This is a genomic window from Geopseudomonas sagittaria (genome assembly GCF_900115715.1).
Taxonomy (GTDB): domain Bacteria; phylum Pseudomonadota; class Gammaproteobacteria; order Pseudomonadales; family Pseudomonadaceae; genus Geopseudomonas; species Geopseudomonas sagittaria.
In genome coordinates this window covers 207,116-227,038 of record NZ_FOXM01000001.1, presented here as the reverse complement: position 1 = coordinate 227,038, position 19,923 = coordinate 207,116, and the positions used below count along the sequence as shown (strand labels likewise).

At 70.0% G+C, this 19,923-nt stretch carries 18 protein-coding genes and 1 tRNA gene; 11 read left to right on the top strand and 8 right to left on the bottom strand.

The window, feature by feature from the left end; all coding sequences use genetic code 11:
• Positions 1-8 precede the first annotated feature (8 nt).
• The 3 genes from BM297_RS01120 (at position 9) to der (ending at position 3,392) form a co-directional block, all read left to right on the top strand.
• On the top strand, positions 9-656 hold the full coding sequence (locus tag BM297_RS01120) for a YfgM family protein (RefSeq protein WP_092427462.1): 648 nt from the start codon (positions 9-11) through the stop codon (positions 654-656).
• A complete protein-coding gene (bamB, locus tag BM297_RS01115) occupies positions 653-1,795 on the top strand; it encodes an outer membrane protein assembly factor BamB (protein ID WP_217648229.1) in 1,143 nt (380 codons plus the stop codon). The genes BM297_RS01120 and bamB overlap by 4 nt, the downstream gene beginning before the upstream one ends.
• 103 nt (positions 1,796-1,898) lie before the next feature.
• Entirely contained in the window at positions 1,899-3,392 is a 1,494-nt protein-coding gene (gene der / locus BM297_RS01110) for a ribosome biogenesis GTPase Der (RefSeq protein WP_092427460.1), read from the top strand.
• A gap of 185 nt (positions 3,393-3,577) precedes the next feature.
• Here der and BM297_RS01105 read toward each other — a convergent pair whose 3' ends face one another.
• From BM297_RS01105 to BM297_RS21750, 3 genes are all read right to left on the bottom strand, one after another.
• Positions 3,578-4,825 carry a TIGR03862 family flavoprotein gene (locus tag BM297_RS01105; protein WP_092427458.1) on the bottom strand — a complete coding sequence of 416 codons (1,248 nt, stop codon included), beginning with the start codon at positions 4,823-4,825 and terminating at the stop codon, positions 3,578-3,580.
• Positions 4,826-5,005: 180 nt separating this feature from the next.
• Positions 5,006-6,352: an MATE family efflux transporter gene (locus tag BM297_RS01100; RefSeq protein ID WP_092427456.1), complete on the bottom strand. Its 1,347-nt coding sequence runs from the start codon at positions 6,350-6,352 to the stop codon at positions 5,006-5,008.
• Positions 6,349-6,501, bottom strand: coding sequence for a hypothetical protein (locus tag BM297_RS21750; RefSeq protein ID WP_175526574.1), 153 nt, complete (start codon positions 6,499-6,501; stop codon positions 6,349-6,351). The genes BM297_RS01100 and BM297_RS21750 overlap by 4 nt, the downstream gene beginning before the upstream one ends.
• Positions 6,502-6,771: 270 nt before the next feature.
• Between BM297_RS21750 and BM297_RS01095 the strand changes: the two genes are divergently transcribed.
• Positions 6,772-7,707: an SdiA-regulated domain-containing protein gene (locus tag BM297_RS01095; RefSeq protein WP_092427454.1), complete on the top strand. Its 936-nt coding sequence runs from the start codon at positions 6,772-6,774 to the stop codon at positions 7,705-7,707.
• A gap of 3 nt (positions 7,708-7,710) precedes the next feature.
• Here the strand turns inward: BM297_RS01095 and BM297_RS01090 are convergent, their stop codons facing one another.
• A complete protein-coding gene (locus BM297_RS01090) occupies positions 7,711-8,163 on the bottom strand; it encodes a DMT family transporter (protein WP_092427452.1) in 453 nt (150 codons plus the stop codon).
• Between the two features lie 186 nt (positions 8,164-8,349).
• Here BM297_RS01090 and fdnG point away from each other — a divergent pair, with 186 nt between their 5' ends.
• From fdnG to BM297_RS01055, 7 genes are all read left to right on the top strand, one after another.
• Positions 8,350-11,421, top strand: coding sequence for a formate dehydrogenase-N subunit alpha (gene fdnG / locus BM297_RS01085; protein ID WP_092427450.1), 3,072 nt, complete (start codon positions 8,350-8,352; stop codon positions 11,419-11,421).
• Position 11,422: 1 nt separating this feature from the next.
• Complete coding sequence (gene fdxH / locus BM297_RS01080; protein ID WP_092427448.1) at positions 11,423-12,346, top strand: formate dehydrogenase subunit beta; 924 nt, start codon at positions 11,423-11,425, stop codon at positions 12,344-12,346.
• Between the two features lie 109 nt (positions 12,347-12,455).
• The gene (locus BM297_RS01075) at positions 12,456-13,079 is read left to right on the top strand and encodes a formate dehydrogenase subunit gamma (protein WP_092427446.1); all 624 of its coding nucleotides are present in this window, start codon (positions 12,456-12,458) and stop codon (positions 13,077-13,079) included.
• Positions 13,080-13,326: 247 nt separating this feature from the next.
• On the top strand, positions 13,327-14,250 hold the full coding sequence (gene fdhE / locus BM297_RS01070) for a formate dehydrogenase accessory protein FdhE (protein WP_092427444.1): 924 nt from the start codon (positions 13,327-13,329) through the stop codon (positions 14,248-14,250).
• Positions 14,247-15,653 (top strand): L-seryl-tRNA(Sec) selenium transferase, encoded by a 1,407-nt coding sequence (gene selA, locus BM297_RS01065; RefSeq protein WP_092427442.1) that lies wholly within the window; start codon positions 14,247-14,249, stop codon positions 15,651-15,653. Before fdhE ends, selA begins: the two co-directional genes overlap by 4 nt.
• The gene (gene selB, locus BM297_RS01060) at positions 15,650-17,572 is read left to right on the top strand and encodes a selenocysteine-specific translation elongation factor (RefSeq protein WP_092427440.1); all 1,923 of its coding nucleotides are present in this window, start codon (positions 15,650-15,652) and stop codon (positions 17,570-17,572) included. Before selA ends, selB begins: the two co-directional genes overlap by 4 nt.
• A gap of 43 nt (positions 17,573-17,615) precedes the next feature.
• Positions 17,616-17,711, top strand: a tRNA-Sec gene (locus BM297_RS01055).
• A gap of 11 nt (positions 17,712-17,722) precedes the next feature.
• Here BM297_RS01055 and BM297_RS01050 read toward each other — a convergent pair.
• From BM297_RS01050 to BM297_RS01035, 4 genes are all read right to left on the bottom strand, one after another.
• Positions 17,723-18,202 (bottom strand): glycine cleavage system protein H, encoded by a 480-nt coding sequence (locus BM297_RS01050; protein WP_092427438.1) that lies wholly within the window; start codon positions 18,200-18,202, stop codon positions 17,723-17,725.
• A gap of 67 nt (positions 18,203-18,269) precedes the next feature.
• Positions 18,270-18,632 carry a DsrE family protein gene (locus BM297_RS01045; RefSeq protein ID WP_092427436.1) on the bottom strand — a complete coding sequence of 121 codons (363 nt, stop codon included), beginning with the start codon at positions 18,630-18,632 and terminating at the stop codon, positions 18,270-18,272.
• A gap of 7 nt (positions 18,633-18,639) precedes the next feature.
• The gene (locus tag BM297_RS01040) at positions 18,640-19,206 is read right to left on the bottom strand and encodes a DUF4136 domain-containing protein (protein ID WP_092427434.1); all 567 of its coding nucleotides are present in this window, start codon (positions 19,204-19,206) and stop codon (positions 18,640-18,642) included.
• 74 nt (positions 19,207-19,280) lie between these two features.
• A complete protein-coding gene (locus BM297_RS01035) occupies positions 19,281-19,865 on the bottom strand; it encodes a DUF4136 domain-containing protein (RefSeq protein WP_092427432.1) in 585 nt (194 codons plus the stop codon).
• Positions 19,866-19,923: the final 58 nt, after the last annotated feature.

The following is a 19,923-nucleotide window of genomic DNA, read 5'->3' as shown; positions in this document are numbered from 1 at the left end:
GTGACCGGGTGACCTCGCGTACCGAAGAAGAAGAACTGGCGGTAATCAGGGACTGGTGGCAGCGCAACGGTAAGCCCCTGCTCACCGGCGGCGTCCTGGCGCTGGCTGGCGTGCTCGGCTGGCAGGCCTGGCAGAAGTATGAAACCAATCAGAGCTATGCCGCCTCGGCGGTCTATCAGCAACTGGTCGAAGTCGCCCTCAACAGTCCCGGCGAAGTCGATGCCGGCAAGGTCGGCGAGCTGACCGGCAAGCTGAACAAGGACTTCACCGGCAGCCACTACGCCCAGTACGCCAGCCTGCTGCTGGCGCGCGTGGCGGTGGACAGCGGGCGTCTCGACGAGGCCGCCGCCGAGCTGCGCAAGGTGCTCGATGCGCCTGCCGACGCGACCATGGGCGAAGTGGCCCGCCAGCGTCTGGCGCGCGTGCTGGCCGCCCAGGACAAGACCGAGGAGGCCCTGGCCCTGCTGGCCGGCGATGCCGCCCCGGCCTTCGTGGCCGGTCGCGAGGAGCTGCGTGGCGACCTGCTGGTCAAGCTCGGTCGCGCTGGCGAGGCGCGCAGCGCCTACGAAAAGGCGCGCGCGGCACTGCCGCAGGAAGCGGGCCTCGGCACGCTGCAGATCAAGCTGGATGACCTGGCCGACGGAGAAGCCCAATGATGCGCTGGACTCATGCGGTAATGCTGGCGACCGCGGTGCTCGCCGTCGGCTGCAGCAGCAATGGCAAGAAGGAGCTGCCACCGGCCGAGCTGGAGAAGTTCGCCGAGGAAGTGCGCCTGGACAAGCAGTGGAGCCGCTCCATCGGCGAAGGCCAGGGCGAGACCTGGAACCAGCTGGAGCTGGCCTCGGAAGGCGACAGCCTGTTCGCCGCCGACATCGAAGGTCTGGTGGTGGCGATGAACCGCGAGACCGGCAAGGTGCTCTGGAAGCAGGAGCTGGACAAGCCGGTCTCCGGCGGCGTCGGCGCCGGCTACGGCCAAGTGCTGGTCGGCACCCTCAAGGGCGAAGTGATCGCCCTCGACAGCGCCAGTGGCGACGTGCTGTGGCGCGCGCGGGTCGGCAGTGAAGTGCTGGCCGCCCCGGTGAGCAACGGCGACGTGGTGGTGGTGCAGACCCAGGACGACCGTCTGGTCGGCCTCGACGCGGCCAGCGGCAACCAGCGCTGGAGCTACGAAAGCACCCCGGCGGTGCTGACCCTGCGTGGCACCGGTGCGCCGGTGGTGACCAATCGCCTGGCGGTGGCCGGCCTGTCCAGCGGCAAGGTGATCGCCGTCGACGTGCAGCGCGGCATCCCGGTATGGGAGCAGCGCGTGGCCATGCCGCAGGGGCGTTCCGAGCTGGAGCGCATGGTCGACATCGACGGCGGCCTGCTGCTCTCCGGCGGCACCCTGTACGTGGTGACCTACCAGGGCCAGCTGGCCGCACTGGATCTGGAAAGCGGGCGCCCGCTGTGGCAGCGCCAGGCATCCAGCTACGTCGGCGTGGCCACCGGCTTCGGCAACGTCTACCTCAGCCAGGCGAGCGGCAGCGTCGAAGGCATCGACGAGCGCTCGACCTCGGCACTGTGGAGCAACGATTCGCTGGCCCGCCGCCAGCTGACCAGCCCGGCGGTGTTCTCCAGCAACGTCGCGGTGGGTGACCTGGAAGGCTACCTGCACCTGCTCAGCCAGGTGGACGGACGCTTCGTGGGCCGCGTGCGCGTCGACAGCGACGGCCTGCGCGCCCGCCCGCTGGTGGTCGGCGACTGGCTGTACGCCTACGGCAACAGTGGCAAGCTGGTGGCCTACACCCTGCGCTGATTGCCCGCCGCGCCCTGCGGGGCGCGGTACATGTTCATATCGCGGCCGCTGCATCTACACTGCAGCGGCCGTTGTGTTTTTCCGAATTACCGTGGAGAGCCGCATGGTTCCCGTTATCGCTCTGGTAGGACGGCCGAACGTCGGCAAGTCCACCCTGTTCAACCGCTTGACCCGCAGCCGCGACGCCATCGTCGCCGACTATTCCGGCCTGACCCGCGACCGCAAGTACGGCGAGGCGAAATGGCAGGGGCGCACCTACATCGTCATCGACACCGGGGGCATCTCCGGTGACGAGGAAGGCATCGACGCCAAGATGGCCGAGCAGTCGCTGCAGGCCATCGAGGAAGCCGATGCCGTGCTGTTCATGGTCGACTCGCGCGCCGGCATGACCGCCGCCGACCAGATGATCGCCGAGCACCTGCGCAAGAAGAACAAGTGCACCTTCCTGGTGGCCAACAAGGTCGATACCGTCGACCCGGACATCGCCCGCGCCGAGTTCAGCCCGCTGGCCATCGGCGACGCCTGGCCGATCGCCGCCGCCCACGGCCGCGGCATCACCGCGCTGCTGCAGGCCGCGCTGGGCGAGTTCCCCAAGGACGAAGTCGAGGAAGAGGAATTCCCCGAGGGAGAAGCCGCCGAGGGGGCGGAGGGCGCCGCCGCGGCCGCGCCGCAGAAGCGCCTCCCCGGCCCGGACGAGCGCACCGGGATCAAGATCGCCATCATCGGCCGTCCCAACGTCGGCAAGTCGACCCTGGTCAACCGCATGCTCGGTGAGGAGCGGGTCATCGTCTACGATCAGGCCGGCACCACCCGCGACAGCATATACATCCCCTTCGAACGCGACGACGCCAAGTACACCCTGATCGACACCGCCGGCGTGCGTCGCCGCGGCAAGATCTTCGAGGCGGTGGAAAAGTTCTCGGTGGTCAAGACCCTGCAGGCGATCCAGGACGCCAACGTGGTGGTCTTCGTCATGGACGCCCGCGAAGGCGTGGTCGACCACGACCTCAACCTGCTCGGCTTCGTGCTGGAAACCGGCCGCGCGCTGGTGATCGCGCTGAACAAGTGGGACGGCATGGACAACCACGAGCGCGAGCGGGTGAAGACCGAGCTGGAGCGCCGCCTGCAGTTCGTCGACTTCGCCGACATCCACTTCATCTCCGCCCTGCACGGCACCGGCGTCGGCAACCTGTACAAGTCGGTGCAGGAGTCGTTCCGCTCGGCGGTGACCCGCTGGCCGACCAGCTACCTGACCCAGGTCCTCGAGGATGCGGTCAGCGTGCACCAGCCGCCGCTGGTCAACGGTCGGCGGATCAAGCTGCGCTACGCCCACCTCGGCGGCGCCAACCCGCCGCTGATCGTGATCCACGGCAACCAGGTGGACGCGGTGCCGCGCGCCTACTCGCGCTACCTGGAGAACACCTATCGCCGTGTACTCAAGCTGGTCGGCACGCCGATCCGCATCGAGTTCAAGGGCGGCGAGAACCCCTTCGAGGGCAAGAAGAACGAACTCAGCACCCGCCAGGTGAACAAGAAGCGCCGCCTGATGAGCCACCACAAGAAGGCCGAGAAGAAGAAGAAGGACAAGCGCCGCTGAGGCCCTGTCCCGCAGTTAAAGACGCCGCCGGCCCGCAAGGGCGGCGGCGTTTTGCATGGCGCTGTTGATCGTTCCCACGCTCCGGCGTGGGAACGCCGCGGAGGGCGCTCCCGCGCCCCTGGCTCCGCCGTTCGGGGACGCGGAGCGTCCCGGTATGGCGTGCCCACGCGGGAGCGTGGGCACGGTCAGTTGGCCCGCTGTTGCGCCAGCCAGCGCAACGCCCCCAGCCCGGCCGCCCGGCCGCTGGCGAAGCATGCGGTGAGCAGGTAGCCGCCGGTCGGCGCCTCCCAGTCGAGCATCTCGCCGGCGCAGAACACCCCCGGCAGCTGGCGCAGCATCAGGTTGGCGTCCAGCGCCGCGAACGGCACGCCGCCGGCGCTGCTGATCGCCTCGTCCAACGGGCGGGCGCGCACCAGCTCCAGCGGCAGGGCCTTGATAGCCTCTGCCAGCCTGCCCATGTCCTGGAAGGTGTCCGCGTCGGTCAGCTCGCGCAGCAGGCCGGCGCGCACGCCGTCGATGCCCAGCTGGCTGGCGAGGTGCTTGGCCAGCGAGCGCGAGCCGCGCGGCTTGCTCAGCGCGGCGGCGACCTGTGCGCGGCTGCGGTGGGGCAGCAGGTCGAGGTGAATGATCGCGCGGCCGCCTTGGTTGATCTGCTCGCGGATCGCTGCCGACAGCGCATAGATCAGGCTGCCTTCAACGCCCTTTTCCGTCACCACGAACTCGCCCTGGCGCGGGGCCTCGCCGTCCACGGCGATTGCCACCGGCTTGACCGGCGCGCCGGCGAACTTGCCCGCAAAGAATGCGCTCCAGCCCGCCACCTCGAAACCGCAGTTGCTCGGCTGCAGCGGCGCCACAGCGACGCCGCGCTGCTCGAGCAGCGCCGTCCAGGCGCCGTCGGAACCGAGGCGCGCCCAGCTGCCGCCGCCGAGGGCCAGCACCGTGGCATCGGCATGCACCTGCCGCTCGCCCTCGCTTGTGGCGATGCGCAGGGCGCCTGCGTCAGTCCAGCCCAGCCAGCGCGAACGGGTGTGCAGCGCGACGCCAGCCTCGCGCAGGCGCCTGAGCCAGGCACGCAGCAGCGGCGCGGCCTTCATGTCGCTGGGGAACACCCGCCCGGAGCTGCCGACGAAGGTGTCGATGCCCAGAGCATGGATCCAGGCGCGCAGGGCATCGGCGTCGAAGGCTTCGAGCAGGCGGCCAATCTCGGCGGCGCGCGCGCCATAGCGCTGGATGAAGGCCGGCTTGGCTTCGGCGTGGGTGATGTTCATGCCGCCGACCCCGGCGAGGAGGAACTTGCGGCCCAGCGAGGGCATGGCGTCGAACAGCTCCACCTGCGCGCCGGCGGCGGCGAGCATCTCGGCGGCCATCAGGCCGGCCGGGCCGCCGCCGATGACGGCGACGCGGGGGGAGGAAGCGGAAGGAGTGCTGGGCATGGTCTGCGGCGGCTGGGAAACAGGGACGGCATTCTAGCAGCTGCCTGTCCCGCGCTGACGCAGGGCGCTTTTATCTTGGCTCCAGCTGCCCTGCCAGCGCTGTAGGAGGCGCGACCTCGCGGCGATACGGGCCGGCAGGCCCGCCAAAAGTCCCCAGGTATCGCGCCGAGGTCGGCCCGCCTACCGATCTGCGGGGATCCAGCCGCCACGCCGCGCGATGCGCCAGGCGCTGGCAGCGAGGATCAGGCTGCGCAGCGCCATGAAGGCGAGGAAGGCCAGCCACAGCCCGGCGTTGCCGAGGCCCTGCAGCCACCAGGCGAGCGGCAGGCCGAGGGCGAAGGCCAGCAGCATGGCATCGCGCATCTCCCGCGCCCTGGTGGCGCCGATGAACAGGCCGTCGAGCAGGTAGCTCCACACCGCCAGCAGCGGCAGCACGGCCAGGTAGGCCAGGTGGGCGTGGGCGATGGTGCGCACCGCGGCGATGTCGGTCTGCAGGTTGATGAACCACTGGCCGGCGAACAGGAACAGCGCGGCGAAGCCGAGGCTGGCGAGCAGCGACCAGATCCCCGCCACCCACAGGCTGCGGCGCAGGGCCAGGCGGTCGCGCGCGCCTAGGGCGTGACCGCACAGCGCCTCCAGCGCATGGGCCAGGCCGTCGAGGGCGTGGGCGGTGAGCAGCAGGCCGTTGAGCAGCAGGGCGTTGGCCGCCACCGTGGCGTCGCCGAGGCGGGTGCCCTGCACGGTGATCAGCAGGAACACGCTCTGCAGCGCCAGGGTGCGCAGGAAAATGTCGCGGTTGACCGCCAGCAGCGGCCGCCAGCTGGCCCAGCGGCGCAGCGCCGGCCAGTGGGCACACCCGGCATATTCTCCGATGCGCCGGCGGGCGAGGACCAGGCCGAGCAGCGCACCGCTCCACTCGGCGAGCACCGAGGCCCAGGCAGCGCCGGCCACGCCCCAGTCGAGGCCGAGGACGAACCACAGGTCGAGTGCCACGTTGAGCAGGTTGGCGGTCAGCAGAATGAGCAGCGGGGCGCGGGCATTCTGCGTGCCGAGCAACCAGCCGATCAGCGCATAGCTGGCCAGCGCCGCCGGCAGGCCGAACAGGCGAATGTGCAGGTAGTCGCGGGCCAGGGCATCCAGTTCGGCTCCCGGCTGCATCAGCGCCAGCAGCACCGGCAGCAGCGGCACCACCAGCAGGCTGCACAGCAGCGCCAGGCCGCCGGCCAGCAGCAGGCCCTGGGCCAGCAGACCGCGCAGCGCCGCACCGTCGCCGCGCCCGCAGGCCTGAGCGGCGAAGCCGGTGGTGCCCATGCGCAGGAAGCCGAAGGTCCACACCAGCAGGCTGTACAGGCTGCCGCCCACCGCCACCGCACCGAGCTGGTGGGCGTGCGGCAGGTGGCCGACCACCGCACTGTCGACCAGCGACACCAGCGGCACCGACAGGTTGGAAAGGATCATCGGGCCGGCCAGCGCCCACACCTGGCGTTGGGTGGGAGCGTGCTGCCAGGCGTCGCGCAGACTGTTCATGGTGCTCGCTCAGTACTCCAGAAGATGGTCGATGCGGCGGGTTTGTCGGGCACGCCGATGCGGCCGGCGCTGGTGGCGTTGATCATCGATTCCAGCCGGCCGCCGACCAGGCGAAGGCGATCACCACTGCGATGCAGAACGAGGCGCACAAGCCGATCTTGGCGGCGACTCCGACTATGCTGGAGAAGGCAAGGGTCTCGGCAATGGCGAGTCTGTTTCAGACGCGCAGCAACGGGTGCCGGCCACGGTCGCTCGCGCGGCGAGGGCCAGGCGCATGGTCGTGATCCGTGGGTTGTTGAAAAGGGCGCGCAGTCTATCCCGCTGCGCCGTGCCGGTCACGGGAGGGCGCCTGCCAGGGTAATCGGGCTGCAACATGAAACGCACAGACTGCCTGCTGCCCTAACCCAGAGAACATCCCGATGATGACTGTTTTGAAGGGCCGGCCGGGACGGCTGGTGCTGCTCACCGCATGGCACTGGGCGCTGCTGCTGGGCGTCGTGGCGCTGCTCTGGCAGATGCAGGCGCTGCACCTCGACCAGCGTCTCTACCAGTGGCTGCGCACCAGCGGCCATGCCGACGAGTGGCAGGCGCGCAGCCTGTGGCTGCCCGACTATCGGGTGCGGGTCGAGGCGCGTCCGCTGGCCGGCATCGACGACAACCTCTCCGGGCTGACCTGGGATGAGCGCCGCGGCCAGCTGTGGGCGGTGGTCAACAACCCGCCCGAACTGCTGGCGCTGAGCCGCGAGGGCGAGCTGCGCGGGCGCTGGCCGCTGCAGGGCTTCGAGGATGTCGAGGGCATCGCCTACCTCGGCGACAACCTGCTGGTGTTGGCCGAGGAGCGTCGCGGCGCGCTGGTAGTGGTGCCGGTGCCCGATCAGGGCGCCCCGTTGCGGCGCGACGACTACCAGGCACTGACCCTGGGCCTGCAGGGCACGGAGAACAGCGGCTTCGAGGGCCTCGGCTACGATCGCGCCGGCGACCGGCTGTTTGTGGTCAAGGAACATTCGCCGCGCAAGCTCTACGAAATCCGCGGCCTGCGCGCCAGCCTGGACGGCCGCTTCGACCTGCAGGTGATCGACCGCCAGGCGTGGATTGGCGACGCTGTGATCGCCAGCGACCTGTCTTCGGTGCACTTCGACGAGCGCAGCGGTCATCTGCTGCTGCTCAGCGACGAGTCGCGGCTGGTGATGGAGTTGAACGGCGAGGGCCAGCTGGTCAGCTTCCGCTCGCTGCAGGGCGGCTTCGCCGGCCTGCAGCGCAGTGTGCCGCAGGCCGAGGGCATGACCGTCGACGGAGACGGCCACCTCTACCTGGTCAGCGAGCCGAACCTGTTCTATCGCCTGAGTCGCGATTGAGCCTCAGCCGCGGCGGATCAGCCACACTCCGACGACGATCAGCACCAGCCCGGCGATCTTGCCCGGGGTCACCGAGGCCTGGGGAAAGCCGGCCCAGCCGTAGTGGTCGAGCACCACCGCCGCGCTCATCTGCCCGGCCAGCACCAGCGACATGAACAGCAGGGCGCCGATGCGCGGGCCGGCGAAGGCGGCGCTGACCACGAACAGCACGCCGAGCAGGCCGCCAGTCCAATGCCACCAGCTGAGGCCCTTGAACGGCAAGAGGCTGCTGGGCAGTTCGCGCTGGGCCAGGGTGATGACCAGCAGAAGCAGGCTGCCGACCAGAAAGGAAATCAGCGAGGCGCTCAGCACGCTGTCGATGTGGCGCGCCAGCTGGCCATTGATGCCGGCCTGCATCGGCATCATGGCCCCGGAGAGCAGGGGCAGGGCGAGCAGGAACCAGCTGAACGAGGACATGGTGCGACTCCGCGGAACGGGACAGGCAGGTCGATAGTATGCCGCAAGCGGTCAGGGCGAGCCGCCACTGGCAGGGAGGACAGAGTGGACTATGGTTAAGGCGTTGCAGTTGCCCGGGCCGTTCGAGTGGTTCGCCAGTGGTATTGCCAGGCCATGGGCTTCCCTGTCCCTGATGAGGAAGACACGATGGACATGAACCGTCGGCAGTTCTTCAAGGTCTGCGGTGTAGGCCTTGGGGCGTCGAGCCTGGCGGCGCTGGGCATGGCGCCGCCGCCGGCCTTTGCCGAGACGATCCGCCACTTCAAGCTGGCCAGCACCCGCGAGACGCGCAACACCTGCCCGTACTGTTCGGTCGGCTGCGGCCTGATCATGTACAGCCGGGGCGACGGCGGCAAGAACGTCGCCCAGGAGATCATCCACATCGAGGGCGACGCCGACCACCCGGTCAACCGCGGCACCCTGTGTCCGAAGGGCGCGGGCCTCCTGGACTTCGTGCACAGCCCCAACCGCCTCAAGTACCCCGAGGTGCGCGAGGCCGGCAGCAGCGAGTGGAAGCGGCTGAGCTGGGACGAGGCGCTGGAGCGTATCACCCGGCTGATGAAGGCCGACCGCGACGCCAACTTCGTCGAGCGCAACGAGCAGGGGCAGACGGTCAACCGCTGGCTCTCCACCGGTTTCCTGGCCGCCTCGGCGTCCTCCAACGAAGCGGGCTACATCACCCACAAGGTGGTGCGTTCGCTGGGCATGCTGGCGTTCGACAACCAGGCGCGTGTCTGACACGGCCCGACGGTGGCAGGTCTTGCCCCGACGTTTGGCCGTGGCGCCATGACCAATCACTGGTCCGACATTCAGAATGCGGACCTGGTGCTGATCATGGGCGGCAACGCCGCCGAAGCCCACCCCTGCGGCTTCAAGTGGGTGACCGAAGCGAAGGCGCACAACAAGGCGCGCCTGATCGTGGTCGACCCGCGCTTCAACCGCTCCGCCTCGGTGGCCGACCTGTACGCGCCGATCCGCACCGGCACGGACATCGCCTTCCTCGGCGGGCTGATCAACTACCTGATCGCCAATGACAAGATCCAGCACGAGTACGTGCGCAACTACACCGACCTGGCGTTCGTGGTGAAGGAGGCCTACGGCTTCGCGGACGGCCTGTTCAACGGCTACGACGCGGAAAAGCGCAGCTATCCGGACAAGTCCGCCTGGGGCTACGAGATCGGCGCGGACGGCTACGCGGTGGTCGACCCGACCCTCAGCCACCCGCGCTGCGTGTACAACCTGCTCAAACAGCACTACAGCCGCTACACGCCGGAGCTGGTCAGCAGCATCTGCGGCACGCCGCAGGAAACCATGCTCAAGGTCTGGGAGACCATCGCCGAGACGTCCCGGCCGGACAAGGTGATGACCATCATGTACGCCCTGGGCTGGACCCAGCACACGGTGGGCTCGCAGATGATCCGCACCGGCGCCATGGTGCAGCTGCTGCTCGGCAACATCGGCATGCCCGGCGGCGGCATGAACGCCCTGCGCGGCCACTCCAACATCCAGGGCCTCACCGACCTAGGCCTGCTGTCCAACTCGCTGCCTGGCTACCTGACCCTGGCCGGCGACGCCGAGCAGGACTACGCCTCCTACATCGCCAGGCGCACGCAGAAGCCGCTGCGCCCGGGGCAGCTGTCCTACTGGCAGAACTACGAGAAGTTCCACGTCAGCCTGATGAAGGCCTGGTACGGCAAGAGCGCCACGGCGGAGAACGACTGGGGCTACCACTGGCTGCCCAAGCTGGATGTACCGGCCTACGACGTGCTGCGGGTGTTCGACCTGATGTACCAGGGCAAGATCAACGGCTACTTCTGCCAGGGCTTCAACCCGATAGCGGCATTCCCCAACAAGGCCAAGGTCGGCGCGGCGCTGGCCCGGCTCAAGTACCTGGTGATCATGGACCCGCTGGTCACCGACACCTCGGAGTTCTGGCGCAATGCCGGCGAGTTCAACGATGTCGACACCGCCAGTATCCAGACCACGGTGTTCCGCCTGCCGACCACCTGCTTCGCCGAGGAGGACGGTTCGCTGGTCAACAGCGGGCGCTGGCTGCAGTGGCACTGGAAGGCCGCCGAGCCGCCCGGCGAGGCGCGCACCGACATCGCAATCATGGCCGGGCTGTTCCACCGCCTGCGCGCGCTGTACGCGAAGGAGGGCGGTGCCTTCGCCGAGCCGATCCTCAACCTCGACTGGTCCTACCTGCGCCCGGATGAGCCGGGGCCGGACGAGCTGGCCCGCGAGTTCAGCGGCAAGGCGCTGGCCGAGCTCAGCGACCCGGTGAGCGGCGCCGTGCTGGCCAGGGCCGGCGAACAGCTGGCGGGCTTCGCCCAGCTGCGTGCCGACGGTTCGACCGCCAGCGGCTGCTGGATCTTCAGCGGCGCCTGGACGGCGGCCGGCAACCAGATGGCGCGGCGCGACAACGCCGATCCCTACGGCATGGGCCAGACTCTCGGCTGGGCCTGGGCCTGGCCGGCCAACCGGCGCATCCTCTACAACCGCGCCTCGGCCGATCCTTCGGGCCGGCCGTGGGATCCGGTGAAGAAGCGCCTGGTGTGGTGGAACGGCAAGAGCTGGGGCGGCACCGACGTGCCCGACTTCAAGGCCGACTCGGCGCCGGAAGAGGGCATGAACCCGTTCATCATGAACCCCGAAGGGGTGGCGCGTTTCTTCGCCGTCGACAAGATGGCCGAGGGGCCGTTCCCCGAGCACTACGAGCCGTTCGAGACGCCGATCGGGCGCAACCCGCTGCACGGCAACGTCCAGGCGATCAGCAACCCGGCGGCACGGGTATTCAAGAACGACCTGGAGGTGTTCGGCAAGGCGGCGGAGTTCCCCTATGCCGCCACCACCTACCGGCTGACCGAGCACTTCCACTACTGGACCAAGCACTGCCGGCTCGCCGCCATCACCCAGCCCGAGCAGTTCGTCGAGATCGGCGAGGCGCTGGCCAAGGATCTCGGCATCAAGGCCGGCGACCGCGTCAGGGTCTCCTCCAACCGCGGCTACATCAAGGCGGTGGCGGTGGTGACCAAGCGCCTGCGGCCGCTGACGGTGGACGGCAAGACCGTGCACCACGTCGGCATCCCGATCCACTGGGGCTTCACCGGGGTGGCCAAGAACGGCTTCATCACCAACACCCTGACGCCCTTCGTCGGCGACGGCAACACGCAGACCCCGGAGTTCAAGTCGTTCCTCGTGAACGTGGAGAAGGTGTGACATGGCCAGCCAAGACATCATCGCCCGTTCCGCCACCACCACGCCGATGCCGCAGGTGCGCCAGGTCGGCGAGGTGGCCAAGCTGATCGACACTTCCAAGTGCATCGGCTGCAAGGCCTGCCAGGTGGCCTGTTCGGAGTGGAACGAGCTGCGCGACGAGGTCGGTCACAACGCCGGCACCTACGACAACCCCAACGACCTCAGCGCCGACTCCTGGACGCTGATGCGCTTCACCGAGTACGAGAACCCGGGCACCGGCAACCTCGAATGGCTGATCCGCAAGGACGGCTGCATGCACTGCGCCGAGCCCGGCTGTCTGGCCGCGTGTCCGAGTCCGGGGGCGATCGTCAAGTACGCCAACGGCATCGTCGACTTCAACCAGGACAAGTGCATCGGCTGCGGCTACTGCATCACCGGTTGCCCGTTCGACATCCCGCGCATCTCGCAGAAGGACAAGAAGGCCTACAAGTGCACCCTGTGCAGCGACCGGGTGGCGGTTGGCCTGGAGCCGGCCTGCGTGAAGACCTGCCCGACCGGGGCCATCGTGTTCGGCAGCAAGGAGGACATGCAGGTGCACGCCGCCGGGCGCATTGCCGACCTCAAGGAACGCGGCTTCGACCAGGCCGGGCTGTACGACCCGGAAGGTGTCGGCGGTACCCACGTGATGTACGTGCTGCACCACGCCGACCAGCCGTCGCTGTACGCCGGCCTGCCCGACGCGCCGGCGATCAGCCCGATGGTCAGTCTGTGGAAGGGCATCACCAAGCCGCTGACGCTGCTGGCCATGGGCGCCACGGTGCTGGCCGGCTTCTTCCACTACGTGCGGGTCGGGCCGAACAAGGTCGACGAGGAGGACCCCGGCGAGCCGACGGTGCATGAAATCGACCCGTCGGTGCATGTGGTCGATCCGAACAAGCCGTCCTGAGCCTGTCGCCGCGGGTCGACTCAGCCACCAACCACCCCCCTCTCTCCTCGGGGGAGAGGGCCGGGGTGAAGGGGGCCGGCACCACGCCGACCTCTTCCGGGAGACAAGCATGAAACACGAGATCCAGCGCTACACCCCTTCGGAGCGGTCCAACCACTGGGCCGTGGCCATCCTGTTCTTCCTCGCCGGGCTGTCCGGGCTGGCGCTGTTCCATCCGGCGCTGTTCTGGCTGAGCGAGCTGTTCGGCGGCGGGGTGTGGACGCGCATCCTGCATCCCTTCCTCGGCGTGGCGATGTTCGTGCTGTTCCTGGTCATGGCCATACGCTTCGCCGGGCATAACCGCCTGAACGCCAACGACCGCCAGTGGCTCGGCAAGCTCGGCGACGTGCTCAACAACCGCGAGGAGCGCCTGCCGGAAGTCGGCCGCTACAACGCCGGGCAGAAGCTGCTGTTCTGGGTGCTGGTGCTGAGCATGCTGGTGCTGCTGGCCAGCGGCATCGTCATCTGGCGGCAGTACTTCGGCCACCTGTTCGGCGTCGAGCTGATCCGCCTGGCCGCCGTCGCGCATGCCCTGGCGGCCTTCGTGCTGATCACCAGCATCATCGTGCACATCTACGCGGCGATCTGGATCAAGGGTTCGGTGGGCGCGATGCTCACCGGCAAGGTCAGCCGCGCCTGGGCGCGCAAGCACCATGCGGGCTGGCTCAAGGAGGTGGAGCGCCAGCGCAAGTGAGAAGCGGAGGGCAGGCAGGGAATACCCCCTCTCCCGCTGGCGGGAGAGGGCTGGGGTGAGGGTGGAAAGCCGCTGCGCCCATCGACCCTCACCCCCGGCCCCTCTCCCGATCCCGGGAGAGGGGAGAAAAGAACGACCGCAGGTCTTGTCCACCAGGCTCACGCTGTGGGCGTGCAATCCCGAGCGCAGCTACTACGCTTGCCTTCAGGCCCCAGAAAAACCACAACAAGCCCAGAAGGAGTCCTGCGTGCCAGGCACCATTCTCGAGCCCGGCCAGATCGCCGCCGCGGCCAGCAAGCCCGCCTTCCTCCAGTTGCCGCCGCGCCAGCTGTTCGCCCTGCGCGCCGAGCGCCTCGCCGATCTTGCCGACGGCCATGCGCTGGGCGACTACCTCCGATTGCTCGCCGCCGTGTGTCACGCCCAGCAGCAGGTGCTGGACGCGCCGCCGGCCGTTGCCGCCCCCGATCCGCAGCGCTGCGCCCAGGCCATCGCCCACGGCCTGCCGCCGCTGGCCTGCGACAGCGGGGTGCGCGAGGAGGCCTGGCTGGCGCTGCTCGACGCCTGGCTGGCCGCCTTCGTGCTGCCCGCGCCGGTCAATCCATCCCTCGCCGCCGTCCTCGACCAGTTGCGTGACGCCGCCGGCGGCCAGCGCAAGGCCTGGGGCGTGGCGCTGCTCGGCGGCCAGTTCGCCGGCGTGCCGGCCGGTGTGGCACCCTTCGTCGGCGCCGCCCTGCAGCTGGCCTGGAGCCACTGGCTGCTCGGCCTCGACCTGTCCGCCATCGTCAAGGCCGAAGACCAGCAGACCTGCCCGGCCTGCGGTGCGCTGCCGATGGCCGGGGTGATCCACGGCCAGGGTTCGCGCAACGGCCTGCGCTACCTGGTCTGCTCGCTGTGCGCCTGCGAATGGCACTACGTGCGCCTCAAGTGCAACCACTGCCGGAGCACCAAGCGGCTCGACCATCTGCACCTCGAGCACTCGCCGCATGGCGTGCGCGCCGAGGCCTGCCCGGAGTGCCGCCACTACCTCAAGCAGCTCTACCTGGAGCTGGAGCCGGCCGGCGAGGCGCTATCCGCCGACCTGGCCAGCCTCGACCTCGACCTGCTGCTGGATGGCCAGGGCTACCTGCGCCAGGCGCCCAACCTGCTGCTGATCCCCGGGGGCGACGGATGACTGTCCTGCGCCTGCCCTCGGTGGACAAGCTGCTGCGCAGTCCGGCGGTGGCGCCGTTGCAGCGTCGCTACGGCCGCGAGGCGCTGCTCGTCACCCTGCGCGACCTGCTCGACGAGCTGCGCGAGCCGGCCCGCCACGGCCAGCTGGCGGAGGTCGAGCTCTCCGAGGCGGTGCTCGCCGGGCGCGTCTGCGAGCGTCTGGCCGCCCGCCACCAGAGCCGCGTGCGCCGGGTGTTCAACCTCACCGGTACCGTGCTGCACACCAACCTCGGCCGCGCCCTGCTGCCGCAGGCGGCCATCGACGCGCTGGTCGAGGCAGCGCGCTACCCGCTCAACCTCGAATACGACCTGGCCACTGGCCGGCGCGGCGACCGCGACGAGCTGGTCGAAGGCCTGCTGCGCGAGCTGACCGGCGCCGAGGCGGTCACCGTGGTCAACAACAACGCCGCCGCCGTGCTGCTAGCGCTGGCCGCCCTCGGCGCGCGCAGGGAAGGCATCATCTCGCGCGGCGAGCTGATCGAGATCGGCGGCGCCTTCCGCATTCCCGACATCATGGCCCGCGCCGGAGTGAAGCTGGTCGAGGTCGGCACCACCAACCGCACCCATGCGAAGGACTACCAGGCGGCCATCGGTCCGCGCAGCGGCCTGCTGATGCGCGTGCACACCAGCAACTACTGCGTGCAGGGCTTCACCGCCAGCGTGGCCACCGGGCAACTGGCCGCCATCGCCCACGGCCACGGGCTGCCGCTGCTCGAGGACCTGGGCAGCGGTACCCTGGTCGACCTGACCCGCTGGGGCCTGCCGGCCGAGCCGACCGTGCAGGAGGCGCTGGCCGCCGGTGCCGATATCGTCACCTTCAGCGGCGACAAGCTGCTCGGCGGCCCGCAGGCGGGGATCATCGTCGGCCGGCGCGAGCTGATCGCCAAGATCAAGAAGCACCCGCTCAAGCGTGCCCTGCGCGTCGACAAGCTGACCCTCGCCGCGCTGGAGGCGGTGCTCGGCCTGTACCGCGATCCCGAGCGTCTCGCCGAGCGGCTGCCGACCCTGCGCCTGCTCAGCCGCCCGCAGGCGGAGATCCGCGCCCAGGCCGAGCGCCTGGCGCCGCAGCTGCAGGCCGCCCTGGGGCCGAGCTGGCAGGTGAGCGTCGCGGACGCGCTGGGCATGATCGGCAGCGGCGCCCAGCCGGTGGCGCGTCTGCCCAGCGCCGCGCTGTGCCTGCGTCCCGTGCAGCCCAGGCGCCTGCGCGGCCGCGCCCTGCGCCAGCTGGAGGAGGCGCTGCGCCTGCTGCCGCTGCCGGTGATCGGCCGTCTCGACGACGACGCCCTGTGGCTCGACCTGCGCCAGCTCGACGACGAGCCGGCCTTCGTCGCCCAGCTGGCGCAGCTCGCGGGAGCGGCACCGTGATCGTCGGCACCGCCGGGCACATCGACCACGGCAAGACCGCGCTGCTGCGCGCGCTGACCGGGACGGCCGGCGACCGCCGCCGCGAGGAGCGCGAACGCGGCATCACCATCGATCTGGGCTATGCCTACGCCGATCTGGGCAACGGTGAGCTGACCGGCTTCATCGACGTGCCCGGCCACGAGCGCTTCGTGCACAACATGCTGGCCGGCGCCGGCGGCATCGACTGCGTGCTGCTGGTGGTGGCCACCGACGACGGGGTGATGCCGCAGACCCGCGAGCATCTGGCCATAGTCACGCTGCTCGGCATCCCGCGCGCGCTGGTGGCGCTGACCAAGAGCGACCGGGTCGAGCCGGCACGCCTGGCCGAGGTGGAAGCCCAGGTGGCCTGCCTGCTGGCCGACGGCCCCTTTGCCGAGGCGCCGCTGTTCGCCGTTTCCAGCGTCAGCGGTGCAGGCATCGACGCCCTGCGTACCGCGCTCGGCGAACAGACCCGCGCGGTGGCGGCGCGCGCTGTCGACGGCCACTTCCGCCTGGCCATCGACCGCGCCTTCAGCGTCGCCGGCGCCGGCGTGGTGGTCACTGGCACCGCGCTGGCCGGGCAGGTGGCGGTCGGTGACGAGCTGTTGCTCAGCCCGAGCGGGCGCCGCGTGCGGGTGCGTGGCCTGCATGCGCAGAACCGCGAGGCCATGACGGCGTGCGCCGGCCAGCGGGTGGCGCTGAACCTCGCCGGCGAGCGTCTGGCGGTGGAGCTGCTGCATCGCGGCGACTGGCTGCTCGGTGCCGCACTGCACGCGCCGACCACCCGCATCGACATAGACCTGCGCCTGCTGCCGGGCGAGACGCGCGCGCTGCAGCACTGGACGCCGGTGCACGTGCACCTGGGCGCCGCCGATGTCACCGGCCGGGTCGCCCTGCTCGAGGGCGACAGCCTGGCGCCGGGTGGGCGGGCGTTCGCCCAGCTGGTCCTCAACGCGCCGCTGCACGCCGTGCACGGCGACGCCCTGGTGCTGCGCGACCAGTCGGCGCAGCGCACCCTGGGCGGCGGGCGGGTGCTCGACCCCTTCGCCCCGGCCCGGCAGCGGCGCACGCCTGAGCGCCTGGCCCAGCTCGCCGCGCTGCGCGTCGGCGGCCTGGAACAGGCCCTGCCGGCGCTGCTGCAGACGGCGCTCGACGGGATCGACCCGCAGGCGCTGGAGCGCCAGTTCAACCGCCCGCGCGCGCTGTGGCGGATGCCGGAGCGGGTGCTGGAGGTCGCCACCCGCGGCGGTGCGCGCCTGCTTCCCGAGGCGCGCTGGCAGGCGCTCGGCGAGCAGCTGCTGGCGGCGCTGGCGCGCTTCCACGAAGAGCAGCCCGACGAGCTTGGCCCCGACCGCGACCGCCTGCGTCGCTACGCCTTCGCCGAGCTGGAGCGACCGTTGTTCATTGCTTTGCTCGAACAGGCGCTGCAGACGGGCGCCGTCGCGACCAGCGGACCCTGGCTGCACTTGGCGGAGCACCGCGTGCAGCTGAGCGACAGCGACGAGAAGCTGTGGACGCTGGTTCGGCCGTTGCTGCTGGAGGGCGGCTTCGATCCGCCCTGGGTGCGCGAGCTGGCTGCCGAGCTGGCAGTGGAAGAGGGTGCCATGCGCCAGCTGCTGCGCAAGCTGGCGCGTCTGGCGCTGGTGCAGCAGGTGGTCAAGGACCTGTTCTACCCGCAGGAAAGCCTGCAGCAGCTGGCGCGGATCGTCCTGCAGCTGGAGGGCGAGGCGGGAATCATCCGGGTGATCGACTTCCGCGATCGCCTTGGCATCGGTCGCAAGCGCAGCATCCAGATTCTCGAGCATTTCGACCGCATCGGCCTGACCCGGCGCTGCGGCAACGAGCGCAGGGTACGTCACGACAACGCCCTGGCGCAGGCGGCCCAGCCCGCCGCGGCATGAGTTCAGGTGGTGTGCCGACAGGCACGCCGCCCGCGCGAGACAAGGAAGGCAATCGCGCCCGGTGGCGCGGCCGGGCTTCAAACCCGGTTGGGGACGGCAGCCGTTCCCGGGTGAGTTCGACTCTCACTGCCTTCCGCCATTTTCAACCCTTCAGGTTTTCCACCGCAGCGCCTGCACCCCCGGCGCCTCGGGATCGAAGTTGTCCAGGCGCATCTGTTCGGCGAAGGCCTCCAGCGCTTCCGCGCCGCTGACGAAGTCGCCGCGCGCCGCCGGCCAGTCGTCGGGACGGATGCGCACCAGCCAGCCTGCCCCGTAGCAGTCGCGGTTGATCAGCGCCGGCTGCTGCAGCACGCGCGGATTGCCCTCGACCAGCTCGCCGGCCAGCGGGCTGCGTGCCGAGCTGGCGGCCTTGGCGAACTCCACCACGCCGAAGCTGCGTCCGGCGTCGATATGCAGGCCGGCGCGCTTGGCGGTGAAGGCGAAGATCTCGCCGTACAGCGCGCAGCCGTAGGCGCACAGGCCGAGGGTGACGCTGCCGTCTGGCTCCTCGCGCAGCCACAGATTGTGTGCCGGGGCGTACAGCAGCCCGGCGGGGAAGGGCAGGCCGTGCAGGGTAGGGGCTTCGCTCATGGGCACTCCTTGCTCGGGACGGATCCGCGCCCCTCGCGGCGGGAGAGGGGCCGGGGAAGAAGGGCACTTACAACGTCAGCACCCGATCGTATTCGAGGATCATCTGCGCCAGCTCGCCGCCGCTGGCCGGTTCGTCGACTTCCGCGATCAGCCGATATTCATGCAGTGGCACGCCGGGCGCGCGGCACAGCAGCAGGCGCGCGCCGGCGCTCTTCGCCTGGCGGATGAAGTGGCGGACCGGCTCGCCGCCGTCGATGGCGCGCAGGGTGTCGGCGATCTCCTGGCGCGCCAGTTGCACGCCCTCGCCGGTGAGGAACAGGGTCACCTCGGCGTCCATGCAGGCCAGCAGGGTGGCGATGTGGAAGGGCGCGGCGCAGCGCAGCGGCGTGCTCGGTCCGCTGGCGACCAGAATCAGGATGCGCTGGCCCATGCCGGTCTCAGCGCCGCCGCGGCGGGTATTGGCTGAGGATCTTCGCCACGGTTTCGTGGATCGCCGCGGCGCGCTCCTGCGGCGAGCCCGGGTTGCGCCGCACCAGTTGCGCCCCGCTGCCGCGCCAGATCAGCTGGCCGTCGCGATCGAGGAAATCCAGTTGCAGGGTGCCGACCTGAAAGTCGCGGGTACGCACCTCGGTGTAGCCGGGCGAGGCCCACAGACCGCCCCAGCGGTCGCTCATCAGGTCGCTGCCGTAGTAGGTGGCGATCTGCTCGCTGCGGATGTCGACGATCAGGAAGGCCTGCACGCGGATGTCGGCCGGCGCCCCGGGCGCGATCTGGCGCAGGCCGCGCTGTTCCAGTTGCTGGGCAACGGCCTGCATCACCCGCTGTTCGGTCAGGCCGCTGGTCAGACGCGGATCGTTCGGGCGGTACTGCACGGCCGGTTCCTGCCAGCCCCAGGTCTGCAGGGCGGCGAAGTCGCGGTGGGGGTCGTAGTCGCTGTCGACCTGGATGCTCTGGCAGGCGGCCAGGCCGAGCAGGGCGGCGAGAAGGCAGAGGCGCTGGAACATGGAGGTCTCCCGGAAGCAAAGGGGCGCCGGGATTGGCGTCGTACCGATAACAGTGGTCGCGGCAGAGGCTGCGGTCAAGGCGGCGGAAAGCCGTCCAGCGCCCGGCGTACTGCGCGGCGCAGGGTGTCGGCGCCACCACGGCCGGTCTGCTCGGCCTCGCCGACGCTCTGCCAGACCAGCTCGCCGCTACGGATATCGAAGAACTCCAGCTGCACTTCCTCGACCCGATAGGTGACGGTGCGCACCAGAGGGTAATAGGGCATGCCGCCCCAGTAGCCGTAGCGGTGGTGGTAGTAGCCCAGGCCGGCGCCGAGGTAGGGGTCGTCATAGGTCTGGCGCTGACGGGTGGCGCTGCGCTGCTGCACGCGCAGGCTCAGGGTAGCCGGACTCTGCGCGGAGGCCGGACGCAGGCCGCGCTGGTCGAGTTCGGCGCTGACGATGCCGGCCAGCAGCTCGTCTACCTCCGCGGCCCACTGCCAGTGGCGATACAGGCTGAAGTCGCGGGTGGCCGGCGGATAGCTGCCGGGATCGGCCTGCCGTGCGGTCGCCGGGTCCTGCGGTGGCAGCGGATAGGGCAGGCGGCTGGCCGTGTAGGGATTGCTGCTCTGGCAGCCGGCGAGGACGGCGAGCAGCAACAGGGTTGGGGCGCGGACAGGCATGGCGGCACCTCCGGATATCGGGTGGGGCAGCGCCCAGCTTGCGGCCACCTGCCCCTGG

Bases quoted from the DNA above. Each gene is read 5' to 3' on its own strand.
- BM297_RS01075 (WP_092427446.1), top strand. From the start codon at position 12,456: ATGAAACACGAGATCCAGCGCTACACCCCTTCGGAGCGGTCCAACCAC.
- BM297_RS01105 (WP_092427458.1), bottom strand. From the start codon at position 4,825: ATGCCCAGCACTCCTTCCGCTTCCTCCCCCCGCGTCGCCGTCATCGGC.
- selA (WP_092427442.1), top strand. From the start codon at position 14,247: ATGACTGTCCTGCGCCTGCCCTCGGTGGACAAGCTGCTGCGCAGTCCG.
- BM297_RS01045 (WP_092427436.1), bottom strand. From the start codon at position 18,632: ATGGGCCAGCGCATCCTGATTCTGGTCGCCAGCGGACCGAGCACGCCG.
- BM297_RS01035 (WP_092427432.1), bottom strand. From the start codon at position 19,865: ATGCCTGTCCGCGCCCCAACCCTGTTGCTGCTCGCCGTCCTCGCCGGC.
- BM297_RS01040 (WP_092427434.1), bottom strand. From the start codon at position 19,206: ATGTTCCAGCGCCTCTGCCTTCTCGCCGCCCTGCTCGGCCTGGCCGCC.
- BM297_RS01090 (WP_092427452.1), bottom strand. From the start codon at position 8,163: ATGTCCTCGTTCAGCTGGTTCCTGCTCGCCCTGCCCCTGCTCTCCGGG.
- BM297_RS01095 (WP_092427454.1), top strand. From the start codon at position 6,772: ATGATGACTGTTTTGAAGGGCCGGCCGGGACGGCTGGTGCTGCTCACC.
- BM297_RS01050 (WP_092427438.1), bottom strand. From the start codon at position 18,202: ATGAGCGAAGCCCCTACCCTGCACGGCCTGCCCTTCCCCGCCGGGCTG.
- BM297_RS01100 (WP_092427456.1), bottom strand. From the start codon at position 6,352: ATGAACAGTCTGCGCGACGCCTGGCAGCACGCTCCCACCCAACGCCAG.
- der (WP_092427460.1), top strand. From the start codon at position 1,899: ATGGTTCCCGTTATCGCTCTGGTAGGACGGCCGAACGTCGGCAAGTCC.
- fdxH (WP_092427448.1), top strand. From the start codon at position 11,423: ATGGCCAGCCAAGACATCATCGCCCGTTCCGCCACCACCACGCCGATG.
- bamB (WP_217648229.1), top strand. From the start codon at position 653: ATGATGCGCTGGACTCATGCGGTAATGCTGGCGACCGCGGTGCTCGCC.